14 protein-coding genes and 1 other RNA gene are annotated in these 19,187 nt (G+C 30.9%); 6 read left to right on the top strand and 9 right to left on the bottom strand.

Features of this window, described 5'->3' with window-relative positions; genetic code table 11:
- The first annotated feature begins 9 nt into the window (after nt 1-9).
- The 3 genes from ACKTSW_RS11630 (at nt 10) to ACKTSW_RS11620 (ending at nt 7,208) form a co-directional block, all read left to right on the top strand.
- Entirely contained in the window at nt 10-6,126 is a 6,117-nt protein-coding gene (locus tag ACKTSW_RS11630) for an alpha-2-macroglobulin family protein (RefSeq protein WP_408025431.1), read from the top strand.
- Between the two features lie 40 nt (nt 6,127-6,166).
- Nucleotides 6,167-6,652 (top strand): hypothetical protein, encoded by a 486-nt coding sequence (locus tag ACKTSW_RS11625; RefSeq protein ID WP_408025430.1) that lies wholly within the window; start codon nt 6,167-6,169, stop codon nt 6,650-6,652.
- Nucleotides 6,653-6,761: 109 nt separating this feature from the next.
- The gene (locus ACKTSW_RS11620; RefSeq protein ID WP_408025429.1) at nt 6,762-7,208 is read left to right on the top strand and encodes a hypothetical protein; all 447 of its coding nucleotides are present in this window, start codon (nt 6,762-6,764) and stop codon (nt 7,206-7,208) included.
- A gap of 384 nt (nt 7,209-7,592) precedes the next feature.
- Here ACKTSW_RS11620 and ACKTSW_RS11615 read toward each other — a convergent pair whose 3' ends face one another.
- The 3 genes from ACKTSW_RS11615 to ACKTSW_RS11605 form a co-directional block, all read right to left on the bottom strand.
- A complete protein-coding gene (locus ACKTSW_RS11615; RefSeq protein WP_408025428.1) occupies nt 7,593-8,108 on the bottom strand; it encodes a DUF4136 domain-containing protein in 516 nt (171 codons plus the stop codon).
- A 104-nt stretch (nt 8,109-8,212) separates the two neighbouring features.
- On the bottom strand, nt 8,213-9,691 hold the full coding sequence (locus tag ACKTSW_RS11610; protein ID WP_408025427.1) for a S8 family peptidase: 1,479 nt from the start codon (nt 9,689-9,691) through the stop codon (nt 8,213-8,215).
- A gap of 169 nt (nt 9,692-9,860) precedes the next feature.
- On the bottom strand, nt 9,861-10,856 hold the full coding sequence (locus ACKTSW_RS11605; RefSeq protein WP_408025426.1) for a M28 family peptidase: 996 nt from the start codon (nt 10,854-10,856) through the stop codon (nt 9,861-9,863).
- A 67-nt stretch (nt 10,857-10,923) separates the two neighbouring features.
- Between ACKTSW_RS11605 and kdsA the strand changes: the two genes are divergently transcribed.
- Nucleotides 10,924-11,742 carry a 3-deoxy-8-phosphooctulonate synthase gene (gene kdsA, locus ACKTSW_RS11600; RefSeq protein ID WP_408025425.1) on the top strand — a complete coding sequence of 273 codons (819 nt, stop codon included), beginning with the start codon at nt 10,924-10,926 and terminating at the stop codon, nt 11,740-11,742.
- A 39-nt stretch (nt 11,743-11,781) separates the two neighbouring features.
- Nucleotides 11,782-12,732, top strand: a complete 951-nt coding sequence (locus tag ACKTSW_RS11595; RefSeq protein WP_408025424.1) for a transglutaminase domain-containing protein — start codon at nt 11,782-11,784, stop codon at nt 12,730-12,732.
- Here ACKTSW_RS11595 and ACKTSW_RS11590 read toward each other — a convergent pair whose 3' ends face one another.
- The 3 genes from ACKTSW_RS11590 to ACKTSW_RS11580 form a co-directional block, all read right to left on the bottom strand.
- Nucleotides 12,733-13,101: a DUF1801 domain-containing protein gene (locus tag ACKTSW_RS11590; RefSeq protein ID WP_408025423.1), complete on the bottom strand. Its 369-nt coding sequence runs from the start codon at nt 13,099-13,101 to the stop codon at nt 12,733-12,735. It abuts the gene before it with no gap.
- 9 nt (nt 13,102-13,110) lie between these two features.
- Nucleotides 13,111-13,332: a DUF3820 family protein gene (locus ACKTSW_RS11585; protein ID WP_299009043.1), complete on the bottom strand. Its 222-nt coding sequence runs from the start codon at nt 13,330-13,332 to the stop codon at nt 13,111-13,113.
- A 149-nt stretch (nt 13,333-13,481) separates the two neighbouring features.
- Nucleotides 13,482-14,690, bottom strand: coding sequence for an NAD(P)-dependent oxidoreductase (locus ACKTSW_RS11580; RefSeq protein ID WP_408025422.1), 1,209 nt, complete (start codon nt 14,688-14,690; stop codon nt 13,482-13,484).
- Between the two features lie 229 nt (nt 14,691-14,919).
- Here ACKTSW_RS11580 and ssrA point away from each other — a divergent pair.
- Nucleotides 14,920-15,314: a transfer-messenger RNA gene (gene ssrA / locus ACKTSW_RS11575) on the top strand.
- Nucleotides 15,315-15,430: 116 nt separating this feature from the next.
- Here the strand turns inward: ssrA and ACKTSW_RS11570 are convergent.
- The 3 genes from ACKTSW_RS11570 to ACKTSW_RS11560 all read right to left on the bottom strand — a co-directional run bounded on the left by ACKTSW_RS11570 (nt 15,431) and on the right by ACKTSW_RS11560 (nt 19,181).
- Nucleotides 15,431-15,709 carry a hypothetical protein gene (locus ACKTSW_RS11570; protein ID WP_408025421.1) on the bottom strand — a complete coding sequence of 93 codons (279 nt, stop codon included), beginning with the start codon at nt 15,707-15,709 and terminating at the stop codon, nt 15,431-15,433.
- 643 nt (nt 15,710-16,352) lie between these two features.
- The gene (locus ACKTSW_RS11565; RefSeq protein ID WP_408025420.1) at nt 16,353-18,230 is read right to left on the bottom strand and encodes an OmpA family protein; all 1,878 of its coding nucleotides are present in this window, start codon (nt 18,228-18,230) and stop codon (nt 16,353-16,355) included.
- A gap of 12 nt (nt 18,231-18,242) precedes the next feature.
- Complete coding sequence (locus tag ACKTSW_RS11560; protein WP_408025419.1) at nt 18,243-19,181, bottom strand: PorP/SprF family type IX secretion system membrane protein; 939 nt, start codon at nt 19,179-19,181, stop codon at nt 18,243-18,245.
- Nucleotides 19,182-19,187 lie beyond the last annotated feature (6 nt).

The raw sequence follows: 19,187 nt of genomic DNA, 5'->3' as shown, positions 1-19,187 counted from the left end.
AATATAATTATGAAAAAAATACCCCCCCTTCTATTAATCGTTTTGTTTTCAACTTTGATACAAGCTCAAGAGAACTATAATAACTCATGGGAAAAAGTACATCAATTTGAGCTTGACAACTTACCTAAATCTGCTTTAAAAGTGGTTAATACTATTTATCATGAAGCGAAGAAAAGCAACAACGCTCCACAAATTATAAAATCACTATTTTATAAAAGTAAGTACTCTTTAACTTTAGAAGAAGAAGCACAATTAAAAATTATTAATGAATTTAAACAACAAATAAACAAAAGTGTTTTTCCTTCAAAAAATATATTAGAAAATATATTAGCCAACTTATATTGGCAATACTTTAACCAAAATAGATGGAAGTTTTACAACCGTACACAAACGCAACAAAAGGTTGATGAAAACGATTTTAGAACATGGAGTTTAGATACCCTTTTTGCTGAAATACATTGTCATTATCAAAACTCTTTAGAGAATGAATCTCAATTACAAACTATCGATATTCGTTCTTTTAAAGAAATTATTCATGCTGAAGAAGAATCTCAAAAATACCGCCCTACCCTATTTGACTTTTTAGCACATAATGCCTTAGAGTTTTATAAAACTACGGAAACTAATATTACAAAACCAGCCTATCAATTTAAAATTGATAATGCTTTATTTTTAAGTGACGCTAAAAAATTCTCGGAGTTAAATCTTAGCACAAAAGATGATTTATCATTGCAATTTAACGCCTTAAAAATCTATAAAAAATTAATTTACTTTCATTTAAAAAACAACAACCTCGATGCCTTAGCTGATGTAGATATTCAACGATTACAATTTGTTAACCAACACGCAACTTTTAACAACAAACAAGAATTATTATTACAAATGCTAAAAGCATCAGCTAATAATTATAAAAACAATAAAATTTCTGGGTTGTATAATTATGAAATAGCTAGAGTTTACAATAAACAATCGGGGTTATATCAAGTAAATAAAAATGAAAAATTCCGTTATAAAAACAAAGAAGCACTCATTATTTGTAAAGAAGTTATTGAGAAGTTTCCTAAAAGCTTAGCTGCTGAAAAATGTAATGTTTTAAAAGAACAAATCACAAATCAAACACTTGATATTCTTTCTGAAAAATTTGTTCCAGTTCAAACTCATTCTAGGTTACTAATTACTTACAACAATATTGATAAACTATATTTCTCAGCTTACAAAATTGATCAAAAACAATTAAAAGAACTTCAAAAAATTCACAAAGAAGAAGAGCGTTTTAATTTTATTCAAAAACTTCAAAAAACGGCTTCGTGGAATAGCAATTTACGAAACGAAAAAGATTATTTAGCACACACAACCGAAATTGTAGTTCCAAAATTAGCTCAAGGAAACTATTTAATTGTAACACACCAAAATGCAACTTTTAATGCTACTAGTTTACATGCTATAGCTAATTTACAAGCAACCAATTTAGTTTTGGTAGAAAATAATAATGATGGCATAAAAACCTACCAAGTTTTGGATAGAAATACAGGGAACTCTATTAAAGATGCTGAATTATTATTACAAAATGAACAACATAGATACGGAAAAACGATTCATAAAAAATTAACAACTGATAAAAACGGGTTTGCTACTTTTAAAAGTGATACTAATTATGCCAATGTATATGTTACCGTTACCTCCAAAAATGATACTGCTGTTTTTGGTAATTACTATCTAAATAAGCATCAAAAACAAATTATTCCAACTACAAACAATAATGATACAAGCATAAAACCTTTTATTTTTACCGATAGAAGCATTTATCGCCCAGGACAAACTGTATATTTCAAGGCCATCTTCATTCAAGAAAAAGGAGGCAAATCAATACCTTTTGCTAATGAATTTGTACAAATAACATTGAATAATGTTAATGGAGAAGCAGTAAAAGTACTCGATATAAAACTAAATGAATATGGTTCAGGTTCAGGAGAAATTATACTACCTAATACAGGGTTAACAGGCGAATATTGGTTTGCTATTGATGAAAGTGAAAAACAAGAAAGTACCTTTTACGATACTGCAGATTTTTATTTTGAACGAAAAGACTACATTACTCGTATTTCGGTTGAAGAATACAAACGTCCAAAGTTTGAAACCGAATTTAAACCTATTACAAAAACCTATAAATTAAATGATAATATTACCGTAAACGGATATGCGAAAGCTTTTGCAGGATCAACTATTACAGATGCTAAAGTAGTGTATCGTGTACATCGTAAAGTCAAGCTTCCTGTTTGGTGCTATTGGCGTAGACCTCATTTTACTTCAGAAGCACAAGAAATTACACACGGTGAATTAACAACCGATGCACGAGGTAACTATTCAATTACATTCAAAGCTTTACCTGATGAGAGTGTTGATAAAAAAAACTTACCTGTTTTTGAATATGAAGTTACCGCTGACGTAACCGATATTAATGGAGAAACTCGCTCAACTACATCTATCGTAAAAGTTGGGTATCATGCATTACTTGCCAACGTACAAGTTCCTTCAACAATACATAAATCAGATAAGGAAACAAAAATTGTAATTTCAAGTAAAAACTTAAACGATGAATTTGTTCCTGCTAAAGGAAACATCAGAATTTATAAACTTCAGGCTCCTAAAAATCCGTTACGTAAAAGACCATGGGATACTCCAGATTATCAAGATATTTCTGAAAGTGAGTTTAGAAACTTATTTCCTCATGATGCTTATACTTCTGAGGAAGAAAGCCCTGAAAATTGGAAAAAAGGAAAACAGGTATTTGAACAAAAATTTGATACAAAAGAGTCCAAAGAAATTACACTTAATAACTATAAAAAATGGATTTCTGGCAGCTACATTATTATTCTAGATGCTAAAGATGAATTCGGGCAAAAAGTTACCGATAAAGCTCTTTTTACAGTAACTGATGCTACTGAGAAAAAAGTAATTGATAATCAATTGTTCTTCTACAAAACTAATAAAACAGTTTACAAACCAAACGATATTGTAGAATTGCAAATTGGTTCTGCCTCAGAAGATATTATGGTAATTGTTCAAATTGAAAAGGATCACACTATTGTAAACACGAAACTTATTCATTTAAACAATAAACTAAAAATAATTGAAGTTCCTGTCACTAAACAAGATATTGATGGATTTGTTGTCAAATACTACTTTGTAAATTACAACAGTTTTGTAAGTGGAACAATACCTGTTTCGGTTCCAAATGAACAAAACGCTATTACTATAGAAACCAATACTTTTAGAGACAAACTACAACCTGGAACCCAAGAAACATGGAGTTTTACCATTAAAAATGATAAAAACAACAAAGTAGCTGCCGAAGTACTAGCAGGTATGTACGATGCCTCTTTAGATGAGTTTAAACCACATAACTGGAACTTTAACCCTATCGCTACTTCTTCATATTACTCTTATAGTGGTAACGCAAATGCATATCAGAGTTTTGGCAATGAACGATTCAGAGTTTTTAACAATAACTATCCATCATCTATCAAAACTCAACAATATGACCAGTTGAATTGGTTTGGTTTTTATTTTGGAGGAAATAGGAATATTCGTTTAAGAGGGTTGGCTATGAGTTCTAAAATAAAAGGAGCTTTAGGAAGAGAAACTGTTGCTGAAGAAACAATGCTTGAATCAACTCAAGCTGATTCTTTAGATGAAGTAGCTGTTACCGCTTTAGGCATAAAAAAGACAGAGGGAGAAAAAAAATCTTTAAAAGGAATACAAATCCGTAAAAACCTTCAGGAAACTGCATTTTTCTACCCACATTTACAAACTGATAAAAATGGAAACCTTACCTTTAGTTTTACTACTCCAGAAGCTTTAACACGTTGGAAACTGCAATTACTGGCACATACTAAAGAATTACAGTCAGCCACTAAAACATTAACGACAGTAACTCAAAAAGAGTTGATGATCATTCCTAATGCGCCACGATTTTTAAGAGAAGGAGATCAAATAACATTAAGCACTAAAATTGCAAACACCTCTGATAAGAATTTAAAAGGTACAGCACAACTCGTATTAACTGATGCTGTCACTGGAAAAGAGATCAACCTTTTAAATAATTCTACAAAAAATCAACCTTTCAATGTTAACGCTAATGGAAATACAAATGTTTTATGGAACCTATCTATTCCCAACACCTATCAAGCAATTCAATATAAAATTGTTGCTAAAGCAGGAGAGTTTTCTGACGGAGAACAAAATGTATTACCCGTTTTATCTAACCGAATGTTGGTTACTGAAACGTTACCTATGTGGGTTCGTTCCAATCAAACTAAAACATTCACATTAGATAAGTTAAAAAAACAGACTTCAACTACGCTAAGTCACCATAAATTAACGTTAGAAGTTACCTCAAATCCTGCATGGTATGCAGTGCAAGCTTTACCATATTTAATGGAATATCCATACAAATGTAGTGAACAAACTTTTGCACGTTATTATGCGAATACCTTGGCGAGTCATATCGCAAATTCAAACCCAAGAATACAAGAGGTATTTAATGCTTGGAAATCTTCAGATGCTTTATTGAGTAACTTAGAGAAAAATCAAGAGTTAAAAACTTTAATTATTCAGGAAACTCCCTGGTTACGTGATGCGCAATCTGAAACCGAGCAAAAAAAGCGTATTGCTTTGTTATTTGATTTAAATAAAATGAAAAGCGAGCAACAAAACACTCTCAATAAATTGTTGCAAATGCAATTAAACAATGGTGGGTTTCCATGGTTTAAAGGAAGTAACTATCCCAATGCCTATATCACTAATCATATTGCCACTGGTTTTGGACATTTACAAAAATTAGGGATTAATAATAAAGATGATTCTTTACAGAAAATGCTTATGGATGCTATCCACTTTTTAGATGCTGAAATTGAACATACCTACAAGAAATTATTAGAAAATAGTAAACGTATAAAAGCTGAAAAAGGACAAAAAGAATACATCAAGTACTTAGAAAAAAATCACCTAAACTACTTTATTATTCAGTATTTATATATGCGTTCTTTCTATAAAAATATTGATATTAATACTACTACTAAAACTGCTATTCAGTACTATAAAAATCAAACAGCAGCCTACTGGAAAGAGTTCAATTTATATGGGAAAGGACAAATTGCCTTACTACAGTTTAGAAGTGGTAATACTTCTGTTTCTTCTAAAATTTTAAAATCTTTAAAAGAAAATAGTATTACTTCTGAAGAGTTAGGAATGTATTGGAAAGAGAATCAACCTAGTTGGTATTGGCATCAAGCACCTATTGAAACACAATCGTTGTTAATTGAAACTTTTTCAGAAATAGAAAAAGATACTCAAACTGTTGACAACTTAAAAATCTGGTTACTTAAAAACAAACAAACCAATCGTTGGAAAACGACCAAAGCGACTACCGAAGCTGTATATGCTTTACTATTTCAAGGCAGTGATTGGATTTCTATAACAAACATGGTAGATGTAAAAATAGGAAATCAAACCATCAATCCTACTATACTAGAAGACTCAAAGCTTGAGGCTGGTACTGGTTATTTTAAAACCTCTTGGAACGGTTCTGAAATAATTCCAGAAATGAGTACAGTTAATATTACTAAAAAAGGTAAAGGTATTGCTTGGGGTGGGTTGTATTGGCAGTATTTTGAGGATTTAGATAAAATTACTTCAGCAAAAACTCCATTACAATTAAAGAAAAAACTATTTAAAAAAGTAAATACCGATACTGGGAAAGAACTTCAAGAAATTACAGAAAACACTGAGTTAAATATAGGAGATTTAATTACTGTTAGAATTGAACTTCGTTCTGATAGAAATATGGAGTTTGTACACATGAAAGATATGAGAGCAAGCGGAATTGAACCTATTAATGTTTTATCACAATACAAATGGCAAGATGGTTTAGGCTACTACAAAAGTACTAAAGATGCTGCAACAAATTTCTTTTTTGAACGTCTACCTAAAGGAATATATATATTTGAATATGACGTTCGTGCAAATAATACAGGAAACTTCAGTAATGGAATTACAACTATTCAAAGTATGTATGCCCCTGAATTTACCAGTCATTCAAAAGGAAAAAGACTACTAATTAAATAAAATAACTATCTTAGCGACACATAACATTAAATTAAAAATTATGAAAAAATTATTTTTATTCATTGGTTTTTTAACCCTTTCGTTTTTTACAGCAAATGCCCAAGAAATTGCTGATAATGCTATTGGTCTTCGTTTAGGAGATAGCGATGGTTTTGGTGCTGAAATTTCTTACCAACGTAAATTAAGCGATAACAATCGTTTAGAACTTGACTTAGGTTTAAGAAGTGGTAATGGCTATGATGGTTTTAAACTAGCAGGTCTATACCAATGGGTTTGGCAATTAGACGGTCGATTCAACTGGTATGCAGGTGTTGGTGGTGGTCTTGGAGCTTATAGCTTTGATAATAAGCTTCCTGACGGTAGTGATAGCGAAACATTTATTTTTGCTGCTGGTGATGTTGGTATTGAATACAATTTCGATATCCCTTTAATGCTTTCTCTAGATGTGAGACCTGAATTTGGTTTTGGTGATTTTAGAGATGATTTAGATTTTGATATTGCCTTAGGTATCCGTTACCAATTTTAAGACACACACATTTTATATATTTAGAACCTCTAAAAGTAATTTTAGAGGTTCTTCTTTTTAAGAGAAAATTAATATCTTCACTCACGAAAAATATTTAAAAATTTACTAAATGAAAAAAAAATTGTTTGTTATTACTTTTTGTCTATTGGCTATATTCTCTGCGAATGCACAAAGTATATCAAAAAACACTATTGGCCTTCGTTTTGGAGACAATAACGGAATAGGTGGTGAATTTTCTTACCAAAGAAAGTTAGGAAACATTAACCGTTTAGAATTAAACCTTGGTTTAAGAAATGATTTTGAAGATTTTAAAGCTACAGCATTATATGAATGGGTATGGAAATTAGAAGGTCACTTTAACTGGTACGCAGGTGCTGGTGGTGGATTGATAAACTCTTCTGGAACTGCTATTTTTGGTGCTGGTGTAATAGGTATTGAATATAATTTTGATATTCCTTTATTAATTTCTTTAGATTATAGACCAGAGATAGGAATAACAAGAAGTTATGATGGTTTTCATTCTGACTTTGGTTTAGGCATTCGTTACCAATTCTAAAAAATAATAAATTTTATTTTACAAAAAGCTTCATAAGCTAAATATTCCTAAAAAGTAACTTTTACTTTAATTCAAAAAAAGTATAACATCATTAAACTCTTAACAAATTAACCTACACAACTTTATAAAGCCGATAAAGTAACTCTAATAGCATAAAAAGTGTACGCCCTCTTTTTAGGCCTAGTAAACTCATTAAAATGCTTTAAATTTGGTTGCTTTTGAAAAGAAAGCGTAAGCCGTAAAAAATTCCTACCATAAAAAATATTGAGGGTTGCAACCCTCAATATTTTAAAAAACCACTATTAGGTAAGTCAGTGACTTACTTTTTCAGTACGGAAATTGTACGGATATCAGTATTTTAATTAGAAAAGAAGGCTATTATAACTATTTCGGCGGATAATTATTAATCAATTTACCAATCACTTTTTGAAAATGTAGTTTCTTTTGTTCTGGAGTCGCTTTTTCTCTTACTTCACTAGTAGCAATTCCTTGCCATATTAACTGATTGTCTTTACTTTCAACAAAATCAATGGTTAATTGCTGGTTTATTTTTCTACTCTCAATTGGTATTCCGCCTGAAATCCCAAACCCAACATTTCTTCCTCCACTTCCTAAACCAACACCTATCGTATTTCTATTAACAGACTCTCTTTCTTCAGATAAAATATTAATATACATATCTGGGTTTTCAATTAATTGCATTCCTTTAGCTTCTAGAGCTATTGTAACCTCATGAGAAACTCTTTTTACATCTAATTCATTTAAACCTTTTCCTGCATCTTCAAAAAAGTTAAAAGTTTTGTATTGACTAAAATCTATTTGACTATCATAGTCATACACTACCTTAGAAGATGAACATCCTATAAGAATTAACAGCAAAAAATATTTGTAATACCTCATAAATAAAAGTTTTAAAGTGTACTAAATCAAAAACTATACCTTATAAAAATACAAAAAGCCTCGCATAAACGAGACTCTTTTCTAAGGTTAGTTAGTTTGATTTTTTATTGAACAGCTTTTAAAGCATCAATATTTCCATATCCAAACTCTGAATGTTTGTTCGGGTAAAAATCAGCAGATTCTTTCATTTTTTGTAATACTTGATTTCTTGACCAACTTGGATGCTTTGCCCATACTAATGCTGCAATACCAGCAGTGGTTGCTGTTGCAACAGATGATCCTCCTACATAATTTGCTTGTCCATTATAATAACTCAATACTGGTACTTTATTATCTGTTCCGTTAGTTCTTTGCATTTGAACCGTGAAATCAATTTTAGACCCTGTATGACATACATCACACTTACTATATTGTCCTTCCTTAACACCTGTTACTGCTACAGTTTCAGACATACTTGCTGGAAAAATTACTCCATACCAAGTTGTAAATGACGTAGATGTACCACCAGCCGCTAAAATCATCTTTCCTCTACTGTATGCATATTTAACTGCATCAGACACATTACCAATGCTAAATGGAGACCCTATAGACATTGATATCACTTTTACATCACTTCTTTTTGCTAAAGCTATTAACGCCTCAGATACTCCTCTTTTTTCATGGTAATCGTCAATAACAACATTTTCAACAGCTCGATAGGTTACTAAACTAGAATTATAAGCTACCCCTACTGGTAAATTATCGTTATTTCTTGGAGCTGTGGCTACAGACGCCATACTTGTACCATGCCCACATTTATCATTTACACCATCATAATTATTAGACCATGCCCACCAAGAGTCTACAAAAGTTCCATACTTCTGAACAGTTCTTCCTGAAGAATAGCCGTCATTAAAATATTGATTCATCCATCGTTGTTCAGGTGACAAACCAGAATCTATAACAGCTACGGTTACTCCTGACCCTGTACTGTAACTCCATGCTTGAGAAATATTATGTGCATCAAAAGACCAAGGTAACCTCGCTCCTGGTGATACTGTACGATAATCATTGGTGTTAAGTGCAACTGAACTATAACCACAACCTGATGAACCACTTGATTTGGCTTGTGCATCAGACTCTAAAAAATTATATCCTGATGGCTCAATATAGCGTACTCTAGTATCTTTTAATAAAACATTAATAGTTTCTTTATTAGTTACTCGAATATCTATTACATTAATATCTTCATTTGCATATAACTCAGCGTTCCCTTTTGCTGAAACTGGCTCAAAGCTTTTTACTAAGTCTATTAATTCATCTTTAATATTAATACTCTCTTCACTTCTTGCGTAGTTATTTTTTGAAGTACCATATCCTATGGTTAAAATATTATCTCCATGATTCACTGCGCTCCAAATTGTATGAGCATCTTGTGACATCCAATTAAAATCTCCTGTTTCTTGTAAAGAAGTATTAATTTTTGCGTTGATTTCTTTTTGGGTAAGTAAATCTTGTACTTGCTTTACTTCTAGTGATTCATCATCATTAGAACATGAAACCATAGTTAAAACAATTGCTAGACTTAAAAATATTTTTTTCATTATACGAAGGAATTAAATTAAACTTTTTCGAATATAGTAAAATTTTAATACATTTTTAACGCTTTAAACAATTAAACCCATGTAAAATTAACGTTTTCTTAATAAAACCCTTAATTCCTAATAAAAAAAGGAGCTCAAGGCTCCTTTTTACACTAAGTTTTCAATATGTTTACCACATCTTAACTCTTGTAGGTGTATCTTTTCCTTCAATAATACTTTGAGTTCCTCTGGCAACTGCTTTAACTGTTTCTGTTAATACAGTCATATTTAACGTTTCAGCTTCATCTGTTACTTTATGATAATCTACATCGATATCAATCGGAGTTGTTGAAAATGTATGAGATGGTACTCCTAAACGGGCTAATGAAGCATTATCTGATCGTAAAAAAAGTTGAAATTTTGGGTAAGGGTCTGGAAATAACTTATATCCTGATCCTTCTAAGTTTTTTTGAATTATTTTACCAAAATTAGACTTATCAAAACCTGTTAACCATGCAGTTTTAGGACCTGTTTTAGGTTGTTTTCCTATCAACTCCAAATTGATTCCTGCTACAAACTTACTTGCATCTATTCCTTTTCCAAAGTATTCAGAACCTATCAAGCCCATTTCTTCGGCTGTAAAACACACAAACAAAATACTACGCTCGTTGGTTCCTTTTTCAGCAAAGTATTCAGCTAATGATAATACTCCTGTAACCCCTGAAGCATCATCGTTTGCTCCATTAAAAACCCTATCACCTTCACCATCTTTTTTTATCCCTAAATGATCGTGATGTGCAGATACAATAACAAATTCATCTTTTTTAGACTTTCCTTCTAACAAGCCTATAATATTACTCATTTTAATACCCTTATATTCAAAATTTTGACGATAGCTTGTTAATGTATCAAAAGTTTTTAAGCCTATTCTTTTGTATTCATTTTCTATATACTGAGTCGCTTTTTCCATTCCTTCGGTTCCTGGTTTTCTCCCCTCCATTTCATCCGAAGCAAGTGTATACAAGTGTTTTCTTACTAAAATAGAATCTATTAACTCTTCTTTGTTATTCTTCTGAATTACCTCAACAGTATTCATAGCAACTTCGCTATTAGTACTTTTAGTCTGCTTACACGACACTAAAATTGATACACTTACGAGTGCTAATGGATATAAAATTTTTTTCATTCTTTATTTATTTAAAAGCCTAAATATAGCCAATTTAATTTCTTAATTTTGTTGAAAATTTTTAAGGATGGCTTTAACTTATATTCCAAACATAAAACATACTGATTCAAACAACTTTTTCTTGTTAGCTGGTCCTTGTGCAATCGAAGGAGAAGATATGGCAATGCGAATTGCTGAAAAGGTAATTACCATTACTGATAAATTAGAAATTCCTTATGTATTTAAAGGAAGTTTTAAAAAAGCAAATCGTAGTAGAATAGATAGTTTTACAGGAATTGGTGATGAAAAAGCATTAAAAATTTTACGTAAGGTTTCTGAAACTTTTAATGTTCCTACCGTAACCGACATTCATGAAGTTTCTGATGCTGAAAAGGCAGCTAAGTATGTAGATATTTTGCAGATACCTGCTTTTTTGGTACGTCAAACCGATTTAGTAGTTGCAGCAGCAAAAACTGGTAAAGTTGTGAATTTGAAAAAAGGACAATTTATGAGTCCTGAAGCTATGCAACATGCTGTAAAAAAAGTTCATGATGCGGGAAACCAAAAAGCATGGATAACAGATAGAGGCACCATGTTTGGCTATCAAGATATGATTGTCGATTTCCGTGGAATTCCTACTATGCGTGAATACGCTCCTACGGTATTGGATGTTACACACTCATTACAACAACCAAACCAATCAAGTGGTGTTACTGGTGGGCGTCCTGATATGATTGAAACTATTGCTCGCGCTGGTGTTGTTAATAATGTTGATGGGTTATTTATCGAAACTCATTTTGACCCAGCAAATGCTAAAAGTGATGGTGCTAATATGTTACATCTTGATTATTTAGAAGGTTTACTAACTAACTTAGTTGCCATTAGAAAAACTATTAATAATTTATAGGCACAGTTTTTGTTTCATACAATTGTTTTTAATTCATATATGAAACAGCTTCTTTTTTTATTCTTTCTAGTTACTACTTTCGTAAGTGCACAAGACTTTTCTTTAATTGAAGAGGAAGTAAATAGTTACCCTAAATTTAGTGAGGTAGAAAGTATAGCTCAGCAGATTGTAAACGATTTTAAAACTGAAGAACAGCAAGTACAAGCTGCGTTTTATTGGCTTGCTCATAACATACAGTATGATTTAGATGCATACTATCGTCCTAAACAAAAAAGAATTTCTTTTAGGTATCGAAACGAGCAAGAAAAGTTAGAAAAACTACAGGCTATAAAGGATGATATTGTTAATAAAACTTTATTAACTCGTAAAGCAGTTTGTGAAGGCTATGTACAAACTTTTGCCAAAATTTGCTCCATACTACAAATTGAAAATGAAGTTATAAAAGGATATATTAGAAATTCATCAAACGATATAGCTAATCCTAAAATCAATTCTAATCATGCTTGGAACGCTGTTAAACTAAGTGGTGAATGGATTTATATTGATGCTACTTGGGCTGCTGGTATTGTAAACAATAACAAATGGAAATCTTTATTTAACCCTTACTATTATAACTTTCCGAAAGAAAAATATTTTAAAACACATTTTCCTGAAAAAAAACTTTGGCAGTTAAGGGTTGGTAGAATGGAAAAAGAAAATTTTTATAACCAACCCATTTATGATGCTGCTTTTTTACAATCTGACCTAGAGTTAATTTCTCCTTCAAAAGGAATATTAAACAGCAATGCTACTATTGAGTTAAAAATTAAAAATTTACGCCCTAATCAATCAGTCTTTTTTGGATATGGTGGATACCGATATGCTATAAAACCAGATAAAATATCCACTAAAAATAATATTACTACAATTACAACCTCCCCTCTTAAAAATAGCAAGCAGTTATTTTTAATTATAGATAAAGAAGTAGTACTTGAGTTTTTGATTCAGTAATTATTTCCTCCAAAAACCTTTATGATTATGTTTTGCTACTTCTTCTATGACTTGTAGTAGTATGTCTTCATTAATTTCTTCTATTGATGAATAACGAAGTGATTTTACCACCGTTCTTCCTTCTGAAACTAAAAAAGCATCAAAATCTTGCAAAATGCCTTTTGCCCAAAAACCAACATCAACAAAACCTTTTTTATGAGATGCATTCATGTAGCATAATTGTTTTCCGTTGATATAAAATACTGGTATTTTCCATTTATACTTTAGCTCTAAATCCTGAAAATTACTCTCTATTAATACTTGTAAGTGCAGTAAAATAGACTTGAACGGCTCGGGTTGTTTGAGTATATATTCTTCGGCTGGTTTCATGTCCTAAATTTAAGAAACTCGGCGGATTTTTCGTAAAATATCTTCTAGTCCATTTAATTTCAATTCATAAACTAATTCTAGCATCGTACCCAACTTACCTTTAGGAAAGCCTTTATTTTTATACCAAACAATATAATATTCAGGAATTTCTATTAAATACGTTCCTTTATATTTACCAAAAGGCATTTTCATGTTTGCTGTATCGATTAAAAACTGTTTGTCTGGTATCATCTTAAATGAAAAACTATTTCAAAAATGGTAACTGTCATTTTGAACGAATGTAAAAAATCTATTTTTATTTTATTTTTGGATTTAAAAATATAAGATTTCTCCTTTACACTCGAAATGACACTCTTGAAACAGTTTTATAAAATTATTTGTTATTCTTTTCCGTCTACGTAATCTTGCAAATATGCATAACGTTCGGTTAATTTACCAGTATTTGTTGTCATTTTTGCGCGCGCTAAAATACCGTCTTTATCATCGTTGTAAAAAGCAGGAATTACATGCTCTAAAAACATCTCTCCAAAACCTTCACTTGCATCTTTTGGTAACTCACAAGGCAAGTTATCAACCGCCATTACTGTGATGGCTTTATCATCTTTAAAATCAACCTCCGATTCTGTTTCTGGGTTATAACCGTAAATAGGGTTTGCAATTGTTGATGCACGAAGTGTTGTAGCTACTGGCCCATCAATATCACATGAAATATCTGCCACATACTTTATTCTGAACTCAGGGTGTTTTGCATCTTCACGTGTAAATAAATACGGTGCTCCATCTCCATAAAAATGACCCGCTATAAAGAAATCGGTTTGTTTCGCATAAGCCATAAAATTACTTTCATAACCTGTTGGATCTTTATAAAACTCGTGCTTATTCCCTACTTTACCATCTTTTCGTTTCGCATATTCCATTACATCAGCCATACAATATACTGGTTCAGTAAATTCAGATGTTAAATATAAAGCATCACTTACTTGTTTAATTTTTAAATGATCTAATATCTCTTGTGCTCCTTTAGCTACTTTTCCTGTTCCTGTTAATAAAATTTTAATATTTGGTAAGGTAATTTTATCCAATTTAGCTTTCACCGCATCTAAATCTGCTAAGGTTTCTACTTTCGGTAAAGTAAACGACCCTTCTCTTATTCCTAATGCTCTAAAACCATTATAAGCACCTACCAAACCTGCATAACGACCAAAACCAATTAAACGAGCTCCATTTTCATTAATAATCGTTTCATGATCGTACATTTCAATATTTCTCTCTAACATTGCCTGTAACAACTTACGGTTGTATGGTTGTTTTTTAATGGTATGGCTAAAGAAAAAATATTTCTTATTTGGTACTAAATTATCAATAGGAACTTCTTTTACTCCCAATAATACATCACAATTAGAAATATCATTCGTAACTTCAAACCCTGCTTTTGTATAGGCTTTATCAGAAAAAACTCGAATATCTGAACTTTCTACCACTATTTCTGCTTGAGGAAACTGTTGTTTAAATTCTTGTAATTTCTCTGGAGAAAACACAACTCTTCTATCAGGTGGATTTTTACGTTCTTTGATAATTCCGAATTTCATAATTGATTTTGTATTAAAATTAAACAAATTTACATATAATGTTATAGTTTATAACAATTGCAGCGAAAATACTTGTTTTAAAATGATTGTACAAATAGTATTTTTTTATATTTGCATTCTCTTGTTTTAGCAGTATGTATTTATAGTACTGCCAAACTAAATTGCATAGAATTACAAAGATTATTTGGTATATTTTTTGCGAGGATATTTATAGAATCTTTGACATATTGGGGACGACTGGTTTTGACAGCGAGATTAGTGATAATGTAAGCATACCGAGGAGTGAAATGATAACTCGTTAAACTTATTTCAACCATTTAAACGGCGAAGATAACTACGCTTTAGCTGCATAATCTGAATTAACAGTAAGATTAGCCTCGGCGCACTAGGTGCGCAAGCTTTATGTCCACGAAAAGCCTTGGTTTACGGCGTTTCATTTTTGGGCATCGTAAAAGTAAACATAGAAAACTTAGGGCTTCGATAGGTTTTCGAAACTAAAGAAGATAAGTTGAGATTGGGCGGTTTTTGGTCAGGTCTTAATCGAAAATGAAACAAAAACTAAGTATGTAGAAAGCTTTTGAGCTACTTGTTTGGACCCGAGTTCGATTCTCGGCGTCTCCACAAAATATCCCTGTAAATATTGTATTTACAGGGTTTATTTTTTCAGGTGTCAAATTAGATGTCAAAACTCCCTTTTTTATTTCAGTTATGTTACTAACTAACCTTACCATTAATTTGGTCTAAAAATTCAGCTTCTGAAAATCGTAGTAGTTTTTTGTGAGTTCTAATACATTTACAATATCAAAACTATTGCAATGTGGTAGCTCTTTTTCATATAAGTCCTTTACAGCACTTTGACTAACATTAATTAATGATTGTGTTAAGTTAATGTAGTTACTTTCTAATTTAATAAATCTCTCACTTTCTGAATAATTAACCTTGTTAAAAACTTCAAAATACATGTTTTTTAATTCTTTTAACTGATCTAAAATTTGTAAGCTTTCATTGTTACAAGTCAAAATCTTTTTATCTAGGAAATATGAAGATGAAAGGCTTAGGTATCTTACGTTCAAAAGGAACGTTGTAGTTTTTCCAACCATATGGGCAAAAACTGTGTATTCATTGATTGTACTCTTTTGATTTAGAAACTAAAAAAATACTGTATTTTATTTTTGAACCGTAGGTCTTGATATATTTATACATAAAAGAAATCCTGTAAAAGTATTTACAGGACTTGTTTTATTATTTGTATCTTTTTTTTACAGCGGTTTACTATTAATAAAGAAAAATTTCACCCTTACAGTCCATTATATCCAGGAACAATAACCTTTAAAAAACAAATTGTTATTAACCCTAGTATTGAATATGTTTTTGTGCAATGGGAAAGAGCTAATGACAACTTATATTTCACGCTGATTCCGGTCTCTGAGTTTGAAAAACCACCTGAACAAAAGCCTATTTATAAACTTCCAAAACATATAAAACAAGGCATTGATAATTTTTCAAATAATATAGTAAGAAAATATTTTTTACCAAAAACAGTATACATACTCTGCCTTTTTTCTCTATAACCTAAGGTAAATACATAAAGTCCCAATCCAACATACATATTGAATTGGGACTAAAGAAAACTACTCTACAGGAGAGTAATTATTTATTTTACTATTTATAATCGTTAATGATTATAAATTTTGATCGTCGGTTTTCTTGATGTTCTCTTTCAGTACAAGGAATACCATTAGAACATTTATTTACTAATTGCTTTTCTCCGTAACCAATAGCACTTACAATTCTATTAACATCAATATCTCTTGAGAAAATATAATCTCTAGTAGATTTAGCTCTCTTATCTGATAAAATCTCATTATAGTAATCACTTCCCCTACTATCAGTATGTGATTCAATTTTAATAATCATTTTCGGATTGTTTTTTAATACTCGTACAATATGCTCTAACTCATAGGCAGCATCTGGTCGAATATTCCACTTGTCAAAATCGAAAAATATTGGATTAATTACAATCTCATCACCTATAATTAATGGTGTTAAGTATAAGTCAATTTCTATATTTTTATTATCCGAGCTTGTTGTTAATACATCTTTTAATTCATCATCATAATCATTTTTTGACCCTCTAAGAACATATTTTTTTTCACAGTTAACTTCAAAAAAGTAAGACCCATCCGTTTTTGTAGTAATTTTTTCTACTACTTTTCCTGTAGCATCAACTAATTCTATTAACGCATCCGTTAACAGCTCATTTGTTTTTTTATCAAACACTTTCCCTGAAATAAACTGCTTACATTTTTCGAAACCATATATATCGTCGTACCCTTTCCCTCCTGGTCTATTCGATGAAAAATAACCTGTTTTATTATCGTCATTTAAAAAAAAGCCGAAATCATCATACCCACTATTAAAAGGGGCTCCCAAGTTTTTTACTTCTGATGAATTATCATTTAACAAGTTAGATTTATAAATATCTAGCAATCCTAAATTTGCATATCCATCTGAAGAAAAATATAGTGTATAGTCTTTTGCTACAAAAGGAAACATTTCTCTACCAATAGAATTAATTTTATCTCCCATATTTACAGGGTCTCCATAAGTTCCATTCGGTAAAATTGCTACTTTGTAAATGTCTGTAAACCCATAACCTCCAGGTCTATCAGAGGTAAAATACAATGTCTTTTCATCTGGACTTAATGCTGGATGCCCACTTGAGTACACATCATCATTAAATGAAAGTTCTTCAATATTATCCCATTGCCCATTAATTAGTGTAGCTTTATATATTTTTAAGTGAGAGGTTCCTTCTTTATCATAATCCAACTTATCTCTTTTATTTAAGTTATTTCTGGTAAAGTACATTGTGGCTCCATCTTTTGTAATAGCCACACTTGATTCGTGAAAACTTGTGTTAATTTTTGAGGATGTAATCGGCACAACATCTCCTATAGTTTTTTTTCCATTCTCTACATTTATTTTTGCTTCATATAAATCTAAATAAGGTTCATTATTCCATTCATAAATTTTGCCTTTATTATTTTTTGCTGACGAGAAAACAAATTTGTTTCCTGTTACATAAGGTCCAAAATCAGAGTTTTTAGTATTTAATTCTAGATTATAAATATTAACCGTATCGTTGTTTAAGGTCATGAGTTTTTCATGATTTTTTTTAGATAAACTCCCTTTAGCTTCAGGTAACTTTTGTAACCATTCTTCTGCTTTTTCATATTCACCAATACTTCTTAATGACTGTACATATTTGTAAATATTCTCATTACTTAATCCGTCTTCGCTTTCTGCTGCTAATTGATACCAATGAGCTGCTTTTTTTGAATCTAAGTTGTTATAATAACAATCTCCAAGTCTTGCTAATGTATAAGTAGTACTATCTCCTTTTTTTACTGCGCTTTCATAAAATTCAGCAGCTTTTATATAAGCATAATCTTTAAAGAATTTATCTGCCACTCTTTTCTGAGAAAATGAATACGAAAATGAAAAAACGAATAGTAAAAGTGTAATTTTTGTCTTCATAAGTATGCTTTTTTAAAAATATCTAGGAGATTTAATTCTATTAACTTTGTGTAATTCGAACATCAATAACACTTCATGTGTACCACTAGAATATTGATTGATATCTGATAAAGGGTATTCATACGTATAACCCATTCGAAACTGTCGAGATACTTGAAAATCTACTAAAGCTCCTAAAGCTCCTGTATCTTTATTTATTCTATAAGAACCTCCTAACCAAAACTTTTCATTAAATAAAAAATTTGCTGTTATGTCATATGATAATGGTGCTCCGTTTGTTGCTTTTATTAATGTAGCTGGCTTAAATTTTACATTATCGCTTAAATCAAAAACATATCCTCCTGTTAAGTAATAACTTACCCTATCTATAACTCCGTAATTAATTCTATTAATTTCTAAATTATTATGGTCAATATTTAATAACCTTGGTGCAGAAAACCCTACATACCATTTATTGGTATGTAGTAGTAATCCACTACCTATATTTGGTTCCCATCTATTTTGAATTCCTGAGATTCCTGGATCTGATCCTTCAGCTGTAATCAAAGCATCATCAATATTGTATTGAGTAAATCCTGCTTTAAGGCCAAAGGCTAGTTTTATCTCATTATTAAGTTGAATGGTATATGAAAAATCTCCATATAAATAGGTAAAGTTTTCATATCCTAATTGATCATTTATAAATGTTAATCCTAATCCTATTTTATCATTTCTAAGAGGTGTGTGAATAGATAAAGTTTGAGTTTCTGGTGCTCTATCTAATCCCGCCCACTGGCTTCTATGCAGTCCAACAATACTCAACACCTGCCTACTTCCTGCATAGGCAGGATTAATAGAAATTGTATTGTACATATACTGAGTAAATTGTGGTAGCTGTTGTGATTGAACTGTTAAAACTGTTGTAAAAAACAATACAATAACTGCTTGTAATAGTTTGTAATTATTGTTCATAGCTAT

It is taken from the genome of Tenacibaculum sediminilitoris (assembly GCF_964513795.1).
Lineage (GTDB): Bacteria > Bacteroidota > Bacteroidia > Flavobacteriales > Flavobacteriaceae > Polaribacter > Polaribacter sediminilitoris.
The sequence above is the reverse complement of the archived record's forward strand: the minus strand, read 5'-3'. Positions and strand labels throughout refer to the sequence as shown.

Bases quoted from the DNA above. Each gene is read 5' to 3' on its own strand.
- ACKTSW_RS11560 (WP_408025419.1), bottom strand. From the start codon at position 19,181: ATGAACAATAATTACAAACTATTACAAGCAGTTATTGTATTGTTTTTT.
- ACKTSW_RS11625 (WP_408025430.1), top strand. From the start codon at position 6,167: ATGAAAAAATTATTTTTATTCATTGGTTTTTTAACCCTTTCGTTTTTT.
- ACKTSW_RS11610 (WP_408025427.1), bottom strand. From the start codon at position 9,691: ATGAAAAAAATATTTTTAAGTCTAGCAATTGTTTTAACTATGGTTTCA.
- ACKTSW_RS11565 (WP_408025420.1), bottom strand. From the start codon at position 18,230: ATGAAGACAAAAATTACACTTTTACTATTCGTTTTTTCATTTTCGTAT.
- ACKTSW_RS11615 (WP_408025428.1), bottom strand. From the start codon at position 8,108: ATGAGGTATTACAAATATTTTTTGCTGTTAATTCTTATAGGATGTTCA.
- ACKTSW_RS11590 (WP_408025423.1), bottom strand. From the start codon at position 13,101: ATGAAACCAGCCGAAGAATATATACTCAAACAACCCGAGCCGTTCAAG.
- ACKTSW_RS11580 (WP_408025422.1), bottom strand. From the start codon at position 14,690: ATGAAATTCGGAATTATCAAAGAACGTAAAAATCCACCTGATAGAAGA.
- ACKTSW_RS11595 (WP_408025424.1), top strand. From the start codon at position 11,782: ATGAAACAGCTTCTTTTTTTATTCTTTCTAGTTACTACTTTCGTAAGT.
- ACKTSW_RS11620 (WP_408025429.1), top strand. From the start codon at position 6,762: ATGAAAAAAAAATTGTTTGTTATTACTTTTTGTCTATTGGCTATATTC.
- kdsA (WP_408025425.1), top strand. From the start codon at position 10,924: ATGGCTTTAACTTATATTCCAAACATAAAACATACTGATTCAAACAAC.
- ACKTSW_RS11585 (WP_299009043.1), bottom strand. From the start codon at position 13,332: ATGATACCAGACAAACAGTTTTTAATCGATACAGCAAACATGAAAATG.
- ACKTSW_RS11630 (WP_408025431.1), top strand. From the start codon at position 10: ATGAAAAAAATACCCCCCCTTCTATTAATCGTTTTGTTTTCAACTTTG.
- ACKTSW_RS11605 (WP_408025426.1), bottom strand. From the start codon at position 10,856: ATGAAAAAAATTTTATATCCATTAGCACTCGTAAGTGTATCAATTTTA.